This is a genomic window from Heyndrickxia sp. FW510-T9 (assembly GCF_058781025.1).
The window spans coordinates 51,112-67,374 of record NZ_JBYSWK010000022.1; the positions used below are offsets into that span (position 1 = coordinate 51,112).

Consider the following 16,263-nt stretch of genomic DNA (forward strand, 5'->3'; position numbering starts at 1 on the left):
TGGATGGGCATTTGTTTATTTAATATTCTGGAGGTTATTTCCAAATCCTCCCTTTATCTATTCTTACGGTTATCTTTTCTTCATCTAAAGCTTCTAAAAACGGAACTAAATATTTTCTTGAAAAACCAAGAATCGCTTTTGCATCTTGCATTGTAAAAATAGAATTTGTTTGGAATTTTAATTGCTCCACATATTGTTGAAAGATATCCTTATGCCAGTAAATATCTGGTGTTAATGCAACAATATTCCCATTCTCAATCAAAAACTTAATAAGTTCTTCGACTTTACCGTGTTCTATACCAGCCTTTTCCGTATAGGTTAGAAAATTATTCACTTTCCAATTATCTTTTTTTAGAGATGATAGCATGGATTGAATTGGTTCTACCCATTTACTAGGAAGATGCGGGCGAAAATCCTTTTTTAACAAAAACGGTCCTTTCTGAACCCATTTGCCTGTATCTATTCCATTTTTAATACTGAACTCTATTAAGTGAATAGGATAATGTATTTGTATTTCCTGTAATAGTTCTGCTTTATATAGCCCTAATTGCAATGGGTAATTTTGATGAAAATGATTTAATTTATTTTCTATCTCTTTATTTAACCCTTCCAAGATAAAAGTATGAGTTAGGAAATCATTTTGATAGACTATCCATTCATCTTTATCAAAAATTTCTATTTCAAGCTCATCTAAGGAAATGGATAGTTCTTTTAATAAAAGACTTTTTCCTTTAGCTTTTTCTTTTTCTAGTAATGAAAATAGCCTTTCAGATAGACTGCCAGACATTTTCTTCTGTAAAAGCATTATCGTTTCTTTGCCAAATTTATATTTGTCCCCATTCGGATCAATAATCCATCCTCCACCGATCGTTTCATATGGGGAAGGTCTTCTAATAATAATACGGTCCCCGCGTTTTGCAACAATAGGTGAATCTAGTCTTAGTTGACAAAGTATTTCTTTTTCTTTCATTCTTACTTCATTACGATCAAAAAAAACAATTTTTCCTGTCACTTCGGTAGTTCCAATATAACATTTAATAGGCATACGTTGTTTGATGGGAAAATTCAAGTTCCTCACAATCCCTATATTGACATCCAATGTATCGGTAGTTATAAAGTATTTTGTACTAACAAGAGTACATCCTCTTTTAACTTTCTCTTTTGCCACTCCAGTTATGTTAATGGCTGCTCTCTGACCAGCAAAGGCTTTTTTCATTTGCAGATGATGAACTTGGATTTGCCTTACCTTTACTTCGAGATTATTAGGAAGCAGCATCAGCTTTTCCCCTTCCCTTACAATCCCATCATATATAGTTCCACGCACAATCGTTCCTTGCCCTTTCATCGTGAAAACCTGATCTATTGGCAAGCGAAAATCACCATTAACTAGACGCTCAGGTTGCGAAAGTACTTTTTCCATGATAGCAGATTTCAATGTTTCACGGCCTTCTCCAGTTGCATTACTTACCGGCAGAATTGAAACATCTGCAAACATCGTCCCTTTCAAAGTATCACGTATATCCTGTATTGCTAAATTTATTAACTCTCGGTCTACTTTGTCAATTTTTGTAAGTGCAATGATTCCATCTTTAATATTTAAAAAAGATAATATTTCAGCATGTTCCAGCGTTTGAGGCATTACTCCTTCATCAGCTGCAACAACTAGTACAACAAAATCAATGCCAGAGGCACCTGCAATCATTTTTCGAATAAATCGTTCATGCCCTGGAACATCAATGAGGGAGATTTGCATCCTCTCATCTTCATGAAGTGGTGCAAATCCTAACTCTATCGAAATTTGTCTTTCTTTTTCTTCTTTTAATCGATCCGTATCTACATTTGTTAAAGTTTTTGTTAGTGCAGTTTTACCATGATCAATATGTCCTGCCATGCCTACAGTAAAATACCTTTTCATCATAAATCACCCATCAAATACTATGCAGTTTTTCCCTTTTGAAACCATTTTCTTGCAAATACTATATTCATTAAAATAGCGGCAAGAAAAATGATGACAAAGATTATTCCAATCCAAGGATATTTTAAATAAAAAGAAACAATTGCAAAGCAAAAAATAGCCAATGCGATAAAACACCCAAATAAAAGGGTGGCAACATAATACGTTTTTTCCAATGAATAGCACCGCCAATGTAAAAATATACTATTATTATATTATACGCTGATTTCCCATTAATTGTTGCTTTCGTCATTTATTATACATCCTAAGTAAGCTCGGTTTCGGGGCATATTTTCATACCAAGTTTATTCATTTTTAGCCCAAATAACTTTATTACCTAGAATTTTGTTTATAAAAGCAACACAGATTAAGAAAAGAGCCTTTATTAACCTAAAAACTTGAATTCCGTGTAACTGCCATTTTGGGAAGCAATTACTTCTAATCTTGCATCGATTCTTTCCTTTAATTCAGGAACATGTGAAATAATTCCAACCAACCGACCGCTATTTTGAATGTCCATTAATGCTTCAATCGCATGATCCAAAGATTCAGGGTCAAGGGTCCCGAATCCCTCATCAATAAACATCGTCTCTAATGAAACACCACCTGCAAATGCTTGCACAACTTCAGTAAGTCCAAGCGCTAATGCCAATGCTGCTTTAAAGCTTTCACCACCTGATAATGTTTTAACATGTCTTTCTTGTCCAGTATACTGATCGAAAACTAAAAGTTCCAATCCACTTTGAATATTTCCCTTTGAACGATCTGTTTTTCGTAGCAATGAATAGCGCCCGCTAGTCATTTTTGTCAACCGCATATTTGCAACTAGTAAAATATCATCCAGGAAAGATGCGAGGACAAATCTTTCAAAGGTAACACGATACGTATTTTGACCTTTGGCAACATCGGACAGGTGTCCAATCAAATGAAACTGCTCTTCCGCACTTTTAATTTCTTTATTAATTTTGGTAACGCGTATCATGATCGTTTCATTATGTCCTATATTTACTTTTATCGTTGTTAGCGAATCTGATATTGCAGTAATTTCTTCTTCCAACTGAACAAATTCTTTTTGCAATTCTTCGATATTTGGTGGATTGACGGAAAGTAATCTTTCATTCATATCCTTAAGACGATCTGTGACAGAGCGATAATCCTCCCTGTATATCTGAACCTGGACTTCAAGTTCTTTTATCTGCTTTTCTGTACGTATCGACTCGGAAAATTGTTGGTAACCGCTAAAGCCATTTTCCTCTAACATTGCTTTAAATACATCCCGCTCCGTTTGCAGCTTTATCTCAGTATTATTTACTAAAGTATTTTGTTGAAGAATGGAAGCTTCCAATCCAGATAATTGCTCTTTTGCTGCTTGCCATTCATTTCTTGCGTTCACTAATGCCTCTTCCATTTGTTGTTTCATTGCCCCGGCATTGTGTAGCTTTTGTTCAAAATGACGGATGGAACGTAATTCTGCAGGTATTTTCTTCATTACTTGTTCGAACTTTGTTTTCTCTTCAATATATTGAGAGGAAAATTCTTTCTCCTCCTTAAGAAGTTCATCTAACTTAGTGATTTCTTCCTTTTCTTGCAGTTCAAGGATTTCAAATTCTTTTTCCAACTTAGGTAAAAGGGCAATATTATTCTTTTGTTCATTTAAAGCTTCTTGAAGTGTTTTTTGATCATCCCGGTATTGTTTTGCTACTAGAGTTAAATTCTCTATTGAGAAATCGGGAATACTCTCGACGATTTCCTCTACTTTCTCAGTTAGTGATGATTCTGCAGAAATATATTGGGATTTTGCTTCTAACCACTCTGATTCTGCAGCAAGCCTTTCTTTTTCTAAAGTTTCCAGATCCCGTTTTGCCAAATTCAATTCATTTTCTGTTGGAATTTGATTATTACTTTGTGCAGGCATTGGATGATGGTTTGATCCACAAACAGGACAAGGGCTGTTATCAACTAGCAATGTTGCTAAAATACTTGCCTGCCCATTTTGCCAATTTTGCTCTAATACGGCAACAGTGCTTTTTAAATCTTTTAAACGACTATTTGCTTTTTCATTTTTTTGCTGACTTTCAATATATTTCTTTTCTAATAATTTATTGTCTTGCAATAAAGAATAGATTTTTCTTAATTTGTTCAAGTCATCTGTTATTCTTAACAACTTTTTTTCGTTTTCAAATGCTTGGAGACGTACTGCTTCTAATTTTTTAATGTATTTCTTATGCTTAGTTACCTTGTCTGAAATACTTGTTATCTTTTCTTTCGAAGACTTTATATTATTTCCTAAATTATTGTTATCCACATCTAATTTGTCTACTTTTTGTTTACGTAATTGAAGTGAATAGACCTCTTCCTTTAAGTTTAAAAGATTTGTAATTTCTTCAGCTACACTTTCCCGTTCTGCCTTTTTTCCTTCTTGAAGTTGGTATTGCTTTTCAGCCTCCAATAGCTTATTTTTTGCAATTTCGATTTTTTTCTCCATTCCTATTAATTCTTGCTTATATTCATCATATTCCTTTCTTAAACGATGACATAAGCTGTCCTGTTGTTCTAATTTAATTGCTTTATATGCACGCTCAATTTCCAGTTGTTTATTTTTTATTTCATCGTGCTTAGATTCGAGCTCTTCCTTGCTCTTAATCATCATTTCCCGTTCTTTAAATTGCCTCATTAAAGCAGATGCTTCATCCAATTTTCTTTTTGCTTCATCTCTGTTTATTTTTGTATTTTCAAATTGAACGTTTACTTCTTGCAGTGTTTGATGCATTTCTTGAATTTGCTTATCTAATAATGGTAAAACCTTTAAGTCATTCGGGTTTTCTTCGGAAAGCAATTCCTGTAATTCCTCGTGATCAGAATATAGAATCCCTTTTAGATGTTGTGATCGTTCGTTCACTTTGGCTTCTACGACCTTTTTTAAGAGCCCTGATTCTTCTTTTAAACTATCTTCAACTCTTTTGTATAGTTCTGTATGAAATAATCTTTGTAAAATTATTTCTTTATCTTTACTTTCCGAAGTTAACAGTTTCCGAAATTCACCTTGTGGTATCATCAGAATTTGCCTAAATTGATTAGCATCTAATTGAACAATTTCCTTTATTTTTTCATCTGTTTCTCGAACATTTGAGGCAATGATTTTTTTCGTTCCATCCTCATCTAAAACATATAATTCTGCCTTCGCACCAACGACAGTAAATCCTTCACCACGTGATTTCTTTTTCTCCTGCTGTGGCGTTCGCCAAATATAATATGTCTTATTTCTTAACGAAAATTCCAGTGAGACTTCCGTTTGTATATCATCTTGTGCAAATTGACTGCGTAGATCACTGCCACCTCGATCTTCACCACTTGCCTTACCATAAATAGCAAAACTGATGCCATCAAATATAGTTGTTTTTCCGGAGCCGGTCTTTCCTGATATAACAAACATTGTTCTAGTACCAAGCTTTTTAAAATCAACTTCTTCCTTACCTGCATAAGGACCAAATGCTTGCATGATTAATTTTAAAGGTCTCATTGTTCTATACGGCTCCCTTCACCTTATCAATTATGGAAGTCATTAGCTCCTTTTTATCATCCGAAAATTCAAGTGTTGTCATTTCGCGGTAAAAATCTTCAAATAAGGTTAGTTCCGATTTCGTATTTCCTTTAATCGCCTGAAATGAATGCTTGGACACCTTATCAATCTTATCAATCTTTCTTTCTAAATGAAGAACATTAGGATATACTTTCCGAAGTTTATTAATTGGATCAATTAATGCTCCTTCATCCTTAAGGGTAATTTTCATATAGTCATCCAGTTTCTGACTTTGGTAAAAAGCAGGTTCCAATATTTCTTCTAAAAAACCTTCTATTTCTCGCAGGTCTTGCCGAGGCTTCAGTTCTCGTTCCTCAATAGCAATAGCCCCTTTTTCATCAATTGTAACAATGGAAACCGATTTTCGTTGTTTCGCTTCAGAAAAGGAATATTTCAAAAGAGAGCCAGAATATCGAATCCTATCATGGCGAATAGCATCAGGGCTGTGCAAATGTCCAAGTGCAGTATAGGTAAATGGGCTAAAGCATTCGCTTGACACACAACCAGATCCTCCAACTGATAATATCCTTTCCGAGTCAGATGTTTGCCCTCCTAATACAAAGGCATGTCCAATTAATACATTTGGTTCATTTGGATTTAGTGTTTTCTCTATTTCACCTACAATAGTTCTCATCGCATCATCATGGGATTGAATGGCTGGATTATCAAATATTTCACGAACTAAGCCTGGCTCTGTGTAAGGAACCAGATAAAAATTAACACCATTTATTTGAATGGGATCAAGGTTTCTAGATAATTTGCCTTTCATATAAAACTCGCTTTTACGATACCAGGAAGATCCAAATGACAATCGTTCAGCACTATCATGATTTCCTGAAATAGCTAGAATCGGAGTTTTTAACTCGACATTTATTTTATACAGTACATCATTTAATAATTCTACGGCTTCTGTTGGGGGAACAGAGCGATCGTATAAATCACCTGCAATGACAACAGCATCCGGCTTTTCTTCTTCAATCAAATGGACAAACTGCTCTAAAACAAATCTTTGTTCCTCTGTCATATAAATGCCATGCACTAGCTTACCTAAATGCCAATCAGCGGTATGAATAAATTTCAACATCATCACCTCAGGTTAGTTTGTCTGTATTAATACTATTATAGCAAAATGGAGTTCTATTTCCTTTCAAAGTAAAAACATATTAGTGATAATCCTTAAACAGTAAGATATTCGCTGATAGATTTTTGCGGAAATATGGAAAAAGGGGTAAATAACCTATCGCTTGTCTTATAAAGGATACATATGAATAATGAACATAATAACTACAGAGATTGCTGTCATGGAAGGACAAATACAATAAATTATTATCATTTGACTGATTTTTCAATGTGTTATCCGAAAGGAGTGACTGAAATTATGGCTTGGATAACCATATTAGCTTTTATCGGTACAGTCATCTTCATATTATGGAGACCTAATGGTATAAATGAAGCAGTACCCGCTTTAATCGGGGCACTTCTTGTCCTACTTAGTGGAAGTATATCATTATCCGACCTTGGTACAATAACTGAAACTATTAGCGGGGCAGCCATAACCATTATTGCCACAATCGTAATGGCGATTGTTTTAGAAAGTTTCGGTTTTTTTCATTGGATGGCTGAAAAATTAGCAGCGAAAGCAAGAGGATCGGGAATTCGACTATTTTGGTATGTAAATCTCTTATGTTTTTTAATGACACTCTTTTTTAATAATGATGGTAGTATTTTAATTACAACGCCAATTCTAGTCATGCTCTTAAATAATATGGGTTTGAAAAATCACCAGAAAATACCTTATTTACTTTCAGGGGGACTTATTGCTACAGCATCAAGTGCACCTATTGGGGTAAGTAATATCGTGAATTTAATCGCCTTAAAAATTGTGCATATGACCTTATATATGCAGACAGCGATGATGTTTATTCCTGCTACACTAGGTTTACTTTTTCTAGTTATATTGCTATTTGTCAGGTTTTATAAAGACATTCCAAAAACAGTACCAATCAAAGTTTCTGGACTAACAAGCCCAGCTTATCACCCACTTAAAACCTCCGAACCAATCAATTCTGATAACACTCGCTCTCGTTTTATGCGAAACGTTCTTTTCTTTGTTTTTGCCGTCCGTATAAGCTTATTTGTAGGATCCTATTTTTCTGTCCCGGTTTCTGTCATTGCAGTAATCGGCTCATTGGCTTTGTTGGGATGGAGATGGTTTTATTTAAAAATACCTCCCCTAGATATATTCAAAAAAACTCCGTGGTATATTCTTATATTTGCATTCGGAATGTATGTCATTATTTATGGATTGCGCAACATTGGCATGACTACCTGGCTAATAGAATTCATGCATCCAATTGTATCAGGAAGCTTACTCCATGCAAGTATCATGATGGGACTTTTATTAACAGTATTATCTAATATTTTTAATAATCATCCTGCATTGATGGTCGGTACACTTACTTTAACAAATATGAATCTAGACCCACTTTCACTCAAAGTCTCATATTTAGCAAATGTTATCGGAAGTGATATTGGGTCCTTACTTCTTCCGATGGGTACCCTTGCCACTCTTATGTGGATGCACATTCTAAAAAAAGGGAAAGTAAGAATCACATGGAAGCAGTATGTAAATATTACTATTACCGTCATTCCGCCTACAGTAATATTTACATTAATCATCTTATATTATTGGGTTTCTTGGATTTTTTAGCGGGGTAATTTGGATTGTAATTGGCATTGTTAATGGTTGGAATGCGTTTGTATAAAATAACGGACAGTTATTTATTCATAACAAAGTGTCAAACAAGCTTAATACTGGCGGGACTGCCTGGGAATCGAACCCAGCAAAGACGACACGCGCCTCCCAGAAGGTTTTGAAGACCTCGGTATGCACCAGCAACACAATCAGCCCCGTAACACTTATAACATTATAGAAAAATTGCCTACTATTCACAAGTAAAAAGTATTCAATTATGTTTTAAGCTTGTCTGTCCTTATCTTTTTTGACTATAATGTAGTTAGAAAGTGTAGATTTGTAGGGGGTTCATTTCATGCTTCAAGGTTGGTTTTTATTGTTTATCCTCTTCTGGGTAGTCGTTTTAATCTCTTTAATGGCTATTGGTGGATTTTTTATGTTTCGGAAGTTTTTAAAAAAATTACCGAAAGAGGACGGAAAATCCGTAATGGATTGGGAAGAACATTATGTAAATGAAACAAGAAAATTATGGACAGCTGAAAATAAATTATTGTTGGAAGAATTGGTAAGTCCAGTACCGGAGTTATTTCGCGATGTAGCTAGACATAAAATTGCAGGAAAAATCGGAGAGGTTGCTCTACTTGACAATGCTAAATCCATCACTTTAGATCACGTTATTCGCGGATATATAATAGCCACTCCTAAAAGAGACCATAAATTTTTAAGAAAAAAACTAAATGATATGCAAATAGATGTTGCACCATATGAAAACTTATTCTAGGATAAACATTTCATGCATATTGAAAAAGCGAAGCAATTTTTATGCTTCGCTTTTTTATATTCCTTTTGTTTGTATATTTTCGTTCAATCCATTAGCAAGTTTTCGGTATTGAAGATACATTGCGACTCTCCATGGTAAGATCATACCAAATGCGAGAAGGAAAAACATGCCGCTCAGTTGACCCATATCAATTTCTGATGAAAGAACTACTTTCATTATTAGACGTATTACTAAAAGCCCGATTAAAATAAATGGAAAAGCCTTGGAACGTTTCAAATAAATATCATTGTCGCGAACTTCAAAACGGGATGTTTTTATTAATAACAAGGAAAATACCATCCCTACCACTAATGCTTCCAAAACCTCTCCTAACGACAATCGAAAATATGGGACGATGTACATTAAGAAACCTGTACTCATAAAGAACGGAGGTAAAATAATTTTTTTCACGGAAACAGGTTTGTTGGAAGCTTTAAGTCTGATAAAAATAACCATGCCTCCCATTAATAAGGCTATAATGGATGAAACAATAATTTCAGTCATACAAAATCATCCTCTTTTACATTGATGTTATTTTTATATAATTTAGTACCATATTCTTCATAATAAAAGATTCAACTCTTATTATAACTAATTTTGTTCAGAACACAAATACATATACCGTATATGATAAATTATAGACAAAAAGTATTGACTGTATTAATAGTAAAAAACCATCCGATTTGTTTATCGAATGGTTCTAAAGCAGTCTACTAATTGCAGCATTAACTCTGCTTGCATCAAATGGCTTTACGATATAATCTTTAGCACCAGCCTCAATAGCAGTTAAGACCATTTGCTGTTGTCCCATGGAAGAACACATGATGATCTTGGCATCTGGAAATTCACTTATTATTTTTTTTACTGCTTCAATCCCTGTCATTTCTGGCATAGTAATATCCATCGTAACTACATCGGGTTTTAGTGATCGATACAGATCTGTTGCTTGCCGTCCATTTTCCGCTTCTCCAATCACTTCATGATTTCCCATGTTCAGCATATTCGTTAAAGTAACTCTCATAAATTTTGCATCATCTACTACTAGCACTTTCGCCACAGGTGCTTCCCCCTCATTCATTACAAACCATTACCTAAAAATTCATACTATTGATACATTAACTATAACAAATAACTTTCATTTCATGCAATGATATTTATGAAAGACGGTACTTATCTGTATTGCTTACCTGGTGAAAATCAATTTAGAAACCTGAAAATCCCCCAAACAAATAGCTCATATAGCTGGTTATGGTGGTCATCCAATTAAAGAAGAGGAATACCCCCATGATAATCATTACTGCACCGCCAACTTTTACAATTTTCGCACTATGCTTTTTAATCCATTGCAGTTTTCCTATAAAGAAAGAAAGAATGAAAAATGGGATGGCGAAGCCTAAGACATAAGCTATCATATAAAAAACTGCGGAATGGGGATTCGTAACAGTTAAAGAAAAGAGTGCTGCTAAAATAGGACCTGTACAAGGTGTCCACCCTGCTGCAAAGGCAATACCGATAAGAATGGAACCGACAAATCCTAATGGCCTGCTTTTAAAATGGAACTTATGCTCCTTCAACATAAATTTCGGGTTTAAGAAACCAACAACAACTAATCCAAAAAAGACAATAAGAATTGCTCCAATCTGTCTGATCAAATTCTGATAATCATAAAAAAGCTGTCCAATAAGTGAACTACCGTATCCTAAAGCGATAAATACGATGGAAAACCCTACTATGAAGCACAAGGTATGGAGCATACTTCTCTTTTGAAGCATTGCATTTTCTGTTTTAAGCTCATTAACGGACATTCCGGTTATGTATGAAATAAATGCTGGAAAAAGAGGCAAAACACAAGGCGAAATAAAGCTAAGAAACCCCGCACCGAACGCTAGAAAAAAATTTAGATCAACATTATGCATTTATCACAACTCCTGCTAATTTTCTGCCTTAACAATAATAAAACTAAAAAAACACGGCTCTCCTTTATTTTAACAAATTTATGCTAAATAAATGAATAGGTTACTTGTGACGTTTTTATGGCATCTCCCTTCATTACAATTGGAAAAAAAGAACTTCTTTTTGAAAAAGTGTAAAAGAATGGTTATACTATTATTAATCTATCATTTTTTCAAAATGTTCATCTAATAACTCTATTAATGAAAGGACCACAGCCGTGTCAAAAAATCAACTTTCCAACCTAATTGAAAAAAAACGAGCTGAATTAATAGAAATGGTTATGATTGAAGGACTGCACTCTCCGACTACAATTCTCTATAGTCAAGAATTGGATCGTTTACTTAATCAATATAACGAAGTATATGTTATTAAAAGGACAACTGCCCAACTAGTAACGAGTAAAAGTTCTTAATCTAATATGAAGTTAAAAACGAGTGATACTAATCACTCGTTTTTATATGCTTTGCTCCATATGCTCGGCCATACCGTTCTGTAATAAATACATTTTATGATACAATCCGTTTTTAGCAATTAATTCGTGATGCGTACCTCTTTCGACTACCTCTCCTTGATGGAGCACTAATATTAGATCTGCATCCTGGATTGTGGAAAGGCGGTGGGCAATCGCAATCGTTGTACGTCCCCTCCGCATTTTCTCTAAAGCCTCCTGAATTAATTCCTCTGTTTCCGTATCAATATTTGCTGTTGCCTCATCTAAAACTAAGATTTTAGGATCTGTAGCAATAGTTCTCGCAAATGCTATTAACTGACGTTGACCACTGGAAAAGGTTGCTCCACGTTCGACAACCTTATGAGAATAACGGTCATCCATTTTCTCAATAAAGGTATGTGCCTGCACAAATTTAGCTGACTCTTCGATATCTTCATCTGATATTTCATTATTATGAAGGCGTATATTGTCTTCTATCGTACCGTAGAATAAAAACGGATCTTGAAGAACTAGCCCCATTTTGTTTCGTAATTCTGCCATGGGAAACTCTTTTATTGATTTACCATCTATAAAAATTTCTCCTTTGTTAAATTCATAGAACCTCATCATTAAATTAATAATCGAGCTTTTACCACTTCCAGTATGTCCAACTAAAGCAACAGTTTGCCCAGGTTTAGCAACAAATGAGATATTTTTTAGTACTTCACGCTTTCCATCATAAGAAAAACTGACATTTCTAAATTCGATTTCGCCTTCAACAATTTTCAATTGCTCTTTGTCATATTGAATTGGTGCGACTTCTTGTTCATCCATTACTTTAAAAATCCTTGATGCAGCAACAATAGCTTGTTGAAACATGGAAAGACGGAACATCATTTGATTGACAGGTTCAAAAAATCGATCTAAATAGTTAACAAATGCATATAACACACCAATTTCCACGGTATGATGGAAGGAAGTTATACCGAAAAAACTTAAAACAATAATTAAAGCAAAAACATAGATTACATCGATGGCAGGTCGAAGTAATAATCCGTCAATCTTAATATTTCTCATCCCTGCATTGTAGTGCTTTTCATTGATATCAGCAAATTCCTCTCTAAGTCTTTTCTCCTGGCGAAATACCTGTATAATGGACATCCCTTGCAGAGATTCATTTAATTTGGCATTTAACTGACTTAGACGTTCACGCATTTCTTGGTAAAATACAGAGCTAAATTTTCGATATAATACCATAACATAAAAGATAAGCGGCAATATACATAAACAAAATAATGCAAGTTTTGCATTTAAAGAGAACATCGCAATAAATATTCCAATTAATAAGAAGCTTCCTTGGATAAAAGTAACCATTACATTCACAAACATATCAAAAATAGCTTCCGTGTCATTTGTAATTCTAGAAACAATACTGCCTGCGGGTGTTTTATCAAAATAGCGCATCCCTAAAGTCTGCACCTTTGAATACACATCAATTCTCAACTGTTGAATAATTTTGATAGCAATTTCCTGAAATTTAAAAATCTGAAAATATGAAATTACTACTTTGAATATTTGGATCCCAATATAAAGACATGCTAAAGTAACAAGCGGCTTATATGGAAAATGATGCGGTGTTAAATAATCATCGATAAATCTTTGTATGATGATTGGTCCATATATATCTCCAAGAGTTGCCAGCAATAACAATGTAAAAGCAAAAATAATAATCTTTATATGTGGTTTTGTATAACTCATTAACCTCAATAATACTTTACGCTGTTTATCCGCGGACATTGATGTCATCTTATCCATATGATTATCCCCCATGTTCCACAAGTTCTTCAAGCTGCTGACGGTCATACATTTCCTTGTACCAGCCACCTTTATTAATAAGGTCATCGTGATTACCACGTTCGATAATTTTCCCATCATCTAAGACAATAATCAGATTCGCATGTTTAATAGCACTTAAGCGGTGAGCAGTTATAATAGTTGTTTTGCCGGTTCTTTCTTCCTTTAAAGACTTTAAAATCAATTCCTCTGTTTTTGCATCTACTGCAGAAAGAGAATCATCCAATATTAATACTTCTGGGTCCATAATTAAGGCTCTTGCAATCGAAATTCTTTGTTTTTGTCCGCCAGATAAAGATACCCCTTTTTCTCCTACAATCGTTTCGTAGCCATCTGTAAATTCGACAATATCATCGTGAATATGCGCAAGCTTTGCTGCATCTTCTACCTTCTCTTTTGGCATCGATGGATTAGTAAAAGCAATATTTTCTCCAACTGTAGCAGAAAACAAAAAATGATCCTGTGGGACATAGCCAACTGCACTTCTGAGACTATCCATTTTATAATCTTGAATGGAATGTCCACCAAATTCAATCTTCCCTTGATATCCTTCAAATTCACGAATCAATAGCTTTAACAATGTCGTCTTACCAGCTCCGGTTTTCCCGACAATCCCTAAAGTTTCTCCTTGATTAACTGTTAGAAATATATCCTTTAATATCTCTTTTTTCTCATTCGGATAACAGAATGAATCTATTCCATAAATAATAGAACCAGATGGAGTTTTGTTTAATGCATCTCGTTTATCTTTTATTTCAACCTGTTCTGCTAACAGTTTTTTCACACGATCATTGGATGCTCTACCACGTTCCATAATATTAAAAATACTTCCGAAAGCAAGCATCGGCCATGTCAAGAGCCCAATGTAAGTCGTAAAGGAAATTAATTGACCTATTGTTAATTCATGATTAATCACTAATCTTGAGCCGAAAATGATTGATAGAAAGAAAGATATAGCAATAACGATTGAAATAGTCGGGTCAAAGAGAGCATCAATCCTTGAAACAGAAATATTTTTCTTTACAACATCATCCGATTGCTTGATAAAAGATGAGATATCTTCTTTTTCCTGTCCAAAGGTTTTAATAACCTTTATTCCGTTTATACTTTCCTGTGTTTTGTCATTTAAATCAGAAAATGCTGCCTGTGCTTTATGAAATCGCTTATGTAAAATAGACCCATAAAAACTCGTCAAAGTGGCCATGAATGGCATAGGAATCAATGCTATAAGCGTCAATTTCCAGCTAATGGTGGCCGCCATTGCAATAATGACGGAACCTCCTGTCATAATAGAATCTACAAGTGTTAATACCCCACTTCCCGCTGTCCCTTGAATTGCTTGAAGGTCATTGGTTGCATGAGCCATTAAATCACCTACACGATTTTTTTGATAAAATGATGGTGACATATTGGTAAAATGATGAAAAAGCCGGTTGCGAAGCACACGAGCAAGCTTATAGGAAGACCCGAAGATCATGATTCGCCAATAATACCTCAATATATACATCGCTAAAGCCACGACAACTAAAATAAATACCCACTTGCCAAGCAGCGACGGGGTAAGCTTATTATCTTTAATTTCATCTACGATATAACCGACGATTTTAGGTGGAACTAATTGCAAAACTGCAACAAATGCTAAAATCGAAATTCCAATGATATATGGCTTTTTTTCTTGTTTAAAAAACCACATTAAATCCATAAAAACCTTCATTACTTTTCCCCCATCTGCCTAACATTATCTGAATTTGCAAATACTTTCTAATTTTATCAAACATTTTAATGTTAGGAAAGATTGGATGTAAGTCTATAACAAGAAATTAATTTTGGTATTTCCATATATTTCAATGTATATTTTTCACATTTATAGACACCCTATTTTTAGAGGTGAAAAAAATGAAAAGGAACAATGATAATGATTCTACTCCAAATAATCATGATCAAATCACGGAAAAGGTAAATGGGACATTCGAAAATATAAATCAAGATGTAAAGCGTGATGTCCATGAAGATAATCAATTTAGCAGTGATAACCATCAAAATATAATGAACGCAATTGACGAAGTGGTAGATGTGTTCAACAATAATAATCCGTGGAGAGATTAATATGCACAAAAAGAAAAAAACACTATTTCTGTTAGGATGATTAACAGAAATAGTGGCTTTTTGAATAATAAAAGCAGAAAATTAAACTTTGGTTTATTTATCTTAAAATATTAATATTAATCTTGAATTATTACCCATTCTTAACTACTTACTTTAAGTTTGTTGAATTGTATTTTTTTGTGAATCCTAGTCTTTTGAATACCTTTTTATCATTTGTATTACAGTTTTCGATATCAATATGTATTTTGTAATCCTCTTTCTTCAAATCTATCAATACATATCCTTCTTGCGATATTGTATAGATACGATTTTTAACTTGAAAAATATCTGAAATAACTGGAGACTCAATTAATTGATATATTATCTTAGAATATACAATATGATAAAGTCTAAAATACAGTTTATTACTACAATACAGAAATATCAGTAAAACGGCATCACAGAAAAAAATTTATAAGCATATTCTTCTTTGTTAAAAATAAACAAAAGTATCGGAATAATAAACGTCGACAATTGTATAATAAACAATATTTTTGGTCTATATACACTTTTAAAAACATACAGTAAAACAATATTTATTATCGAAAACGTACAAATAATTAGTAGAGTAAGACCTATAAAAAGCTTCATAACATTAACCTTTCCATTTCTTATTTTAGTGTTAATATTTTTCTGCTCGCTGGAACCACCTTTGATTGGGTATCTTCCTTTTTGTCCCTAATTAAAAGGAAGATTAAACTGAAAATTGCTACATCATTTATACAACACTTGTGATCCTTCCTTATTTAATATTTTTTAATTACAATAAAAAGCCCCATAAATAAACCTACTGATATTCCTTTGAAAATTTCCGGATTAATTTGATATATAT

The 16,263-nt window shown here is 33.8% G+C and carries 13 protein-coding genes and 1 tRNA gene; 4 read left to right on the forward strand and 10 right to left on the reverse strand.

The genetic code is table 11. From position 1 onward, the window contains the following. Positions 1 to 34 precede the first annotated feature (34 nt). From selB to AC3WJF_RS12815, 4 genes are all read right to left on the reverse strand, one after another. Complete coding sequence (gene selB / locus AC3WJF_RS12800) at positions 35 to 1,918, reverse strand: selenocysteine-specific translation elongation factor (RefSeq protein ID WP_492452742.1); 1,884 nt, start codon at positions 1,916 to 1,918, stop codon at positions 35 to 37. 17 nt (positions 1,919 to 1,935) lie between these two features. Beyond that, entirely contained in the window at positions 1,936 to 2,130 is a 195-nt protein-coding gene (locus tag AC3WJF_RS12805) for a hypothetical protein (protein WP_492452743.1), read from the reverse strand. A 209-nt stretch (positions 2,131 to 2,339) separates the two neighbouring features. Beyond that, complete coding sequence (locus AC3WJF_RS12810; protein WP_492452745.1) at positions 2,340 to 5,474, reverse strand: SbcC/MukB-like Walker B domain-containing protein; 3,135 nt, start codon at positions 5,472 to 5,474, stop codon at positions 2,340 to 2,342. Positions 5,475 to 5,478: 4 nt separating this feature from the next. Continuing rightward, positions 5,479 to 6,615, reverse strand: a complete 1,137-nt coding sequence (locus AC3WJF_RS12815; protein WP_492452766.1) for an exonuclease SbcCD subunit D — start codon at positions 6,613 to 6,615, stop codon at positions 5,479 to 5,481. Positions 6,616 to 6,912: 297 nt separating this feature from the next. Here AC3WJF_RS12815 and AC3WJF_RS12820 point away from each other — a divergent pair, with 297 nt between their 5' ends. Next, the gene (locus AC3WJF_RS12820) at positions 6,913 to 8,244 is read left to right on the forward strand and encodes an arsenic transporter (protein WP_492452747.1); all 1,332 of its coding nucleotides are present in this window, start codon (positions 6,913 to 6,915) and stop codon (positions 8,242 to 8,244) included. A 105-nt stretch (positions 8,245 to 8,349) separates the two neighbouring features. Here the strand turns inward: AC3WJF_RS12820 and AC3WJF_RS12825 are convergent. After that, positions 8,350 to 8,446, reverse strand: a tRNA-Sec gene (locus AC3WJF_RS12825). 138 nt (positions 8,447 to 8,584) lie between these two features. Between AC3WJF_RS12825 and AC3WJF_RS12830 the strand changes: the two genes are divergently transcribed. Then, entirely contained in the window at positions 8,585 to 9,010 is a 426-nt protein-coding gene (locus AC3WJF_RS12830) for a DUF2621 domain-containing protein (protein ID WP_492452749.1), read from the forward strand. A gap of 54 nt (positions 9,011 to 9,064) precedes the next feature. Here AC3WJF_RS12830 and AC3WJF_RS12835 read toward each other — a convergent pair whose 3' ends face one another. The 3 genes from AC3WJF_RS12835 to AC3WJF_RS12845 form a co-directional block, all read right to left on the reverse strand. Beyond that, a complete protein-coding gene (locus tag AC3WJF_RS12835; RefSeq protein ID WP_492452750.1) occupies positions 9,065 to 9,553 on the reverse strand; it encodes a CcdC family protein in 489 nt (162 codons plus the stop codon). Positions 9,554 to 9,749: 196 nt separating this feature from the next. Further along, positions 9,750 to 10,106, reverse strand: a complete 357-nt coding sequence (locus AC3WJF_RS12840; RefSeq protein WP_492452752.1) for a response regulator — start codon at positions 10,104 to 10,106, stop codon at positions 9,750 to 9,752. A 145-nt stretch (positions 10,107 to 10,251) separates the two neighbouring features. Further along, positions 10,252 to 10,965: a cytochrome c biogenesis CcdA family protein gene (locus AC3WJF_RS12845; RefSeq protein ID WP_492452754.1), complete on the reverse strand. Its 714-nt coding sequence runs from the start codon at positions 10,963 to 10,965 to the stop codon at positions 10,252 to 10,254. 254 nt (positions 10,966 to 11,219) lie between these two features. Here AC3WJF_RS12845 and AC3WJF_RS12850 point away from each other — a divergent pair, with 254 nt between their 5' ends. Next, positions 11,220 to 11,414, forward strand: a complete 195-nt coding sequence (locus tag AC3WJF_RS12850) for a Spo0E family sporulation regulatory protein-aspartic acid phosphatase (protein ID WP_492452756.1) — start codon at positions 11,220 to 11,222, stop codon at positions 11,412 to 11,414. Between the two features lie 42 nt (positions 11,415 to 11,456). Here the strand turns inward: AC3WJF_RS12850 and AC3WJF_RS12855 are convergent, their stop codons facing one another. Together AC3WJF_RS12855 and AC3WJF_RS12860 are read right to left on the reverse strand one after the other, a co-directional pair. Further along, positions 11,457 to 13,247 (reverse strand): ABC transporter ATP-binding protein, encoded by a 1,791-nt coding sequence (locus AC3WJF_RS12855; protein ID WP_492452758.1) that lies wholly within the window; start codon positions 13,245 to 13,247, stop codon positions 11,457 to 11,459. A gap of 4 nt (positions 13,248 to 13,251) precedes the next feature. Continuing rightward, the gene (locus tag AC3WJF_RS12860; RefSeq protein WP_492452760.1) at positions 13,252 to 15,000 is read right to left on the reverse strand and encodes an ABC transporter transmembrane domain-containing protein; all 1,749 of its coding nucleotides are present in this window, start codon (positions 14,998 to 15,000) and stop codon (positions 13,252 to 13,254) included. Positions 15,001 to 15,182: 182 nt separating this feature from the next. Here AC3WJF_RS12860 and AC3WJF_RS12865 point away from each other — a divergent pair, with 182 nt between their 5' ends. Continuing rightward, positions 15,183 to 15,392: a hypothetical protein gene (locus AC3WJF_RS12865; protein ID WP_492452761.1), complete on the forward strand. Its 210-nt coding sequence runs from the start codon at positions 15,183 to 15,185 to the stop codon at positions 15,390 to 15,392. Positions 15,393 to 16,263 lie beyond the last annotated feature (871 nt).

Coding starts and splice junctions, on each gene's coding strand:
- selB (WP_492452742.1), bottom strand. CDS start 1,918: ATGATGAAAAGGTATTTTACTGTAGGCATGGCAGGACATATTGATCAT.
- AC3WJF_RS12810 (WP_492452745.1), bottom strand. CDS start 5,474: ATGAGACCTTTAAAATTAATCATGCAAGCATTTGGTCCTTATGCAGGT.
- AC3WJF_RS12820 (WP_492452747.1), top strand. CDS start 6,913: ATGGCTTGGATAACCATATTAGCTTTTATCGGTACAGTCATCTTCATA.
- AC3WJF_RS12830 (WP_492452749.1), top strand. CDS start 8,585: ATGCTTCAAGGTTGGTTTTTATTGTTTATCCTCTTCTGGGTAGTCGTT.
- AC3WJF_RS12835 (WP_492452750.1), bottom strand. CDS start 9,553: ATGACTGAAATTATTGTTTCATCCATTATAGCCTTATTAATGGGAGGC.
- AC3WJF_RS12845 (WP_492452754.1), bottom strand. CDS start 10,965: ATGCATAATGTTGATCTAAATTTTTTTCTAGCGTTCGGTGCGGGGTTT.
- AC3WJF_RS12855 (WP_492452758.1), bottom strand. CDS start 13,247: ATGGATAAGATGACATCAATGTCCGCGGATAAACAGCGTAAAGTATTA.
- AC3WJF_RS12860 (WP_492452760.1), bottom strand. CDS start 15,000: ATGAAGGTTTTTATGGATTTAATGTGGTTTTTTAAACAAGAAAAAAAG.
- AC3WJF_RS12865 (WP_492452761.1), top strand. CDS start 15,183: ATGAAAAGGAACAATGATAATGATTCTACTCCAAATAATCATGATCAA.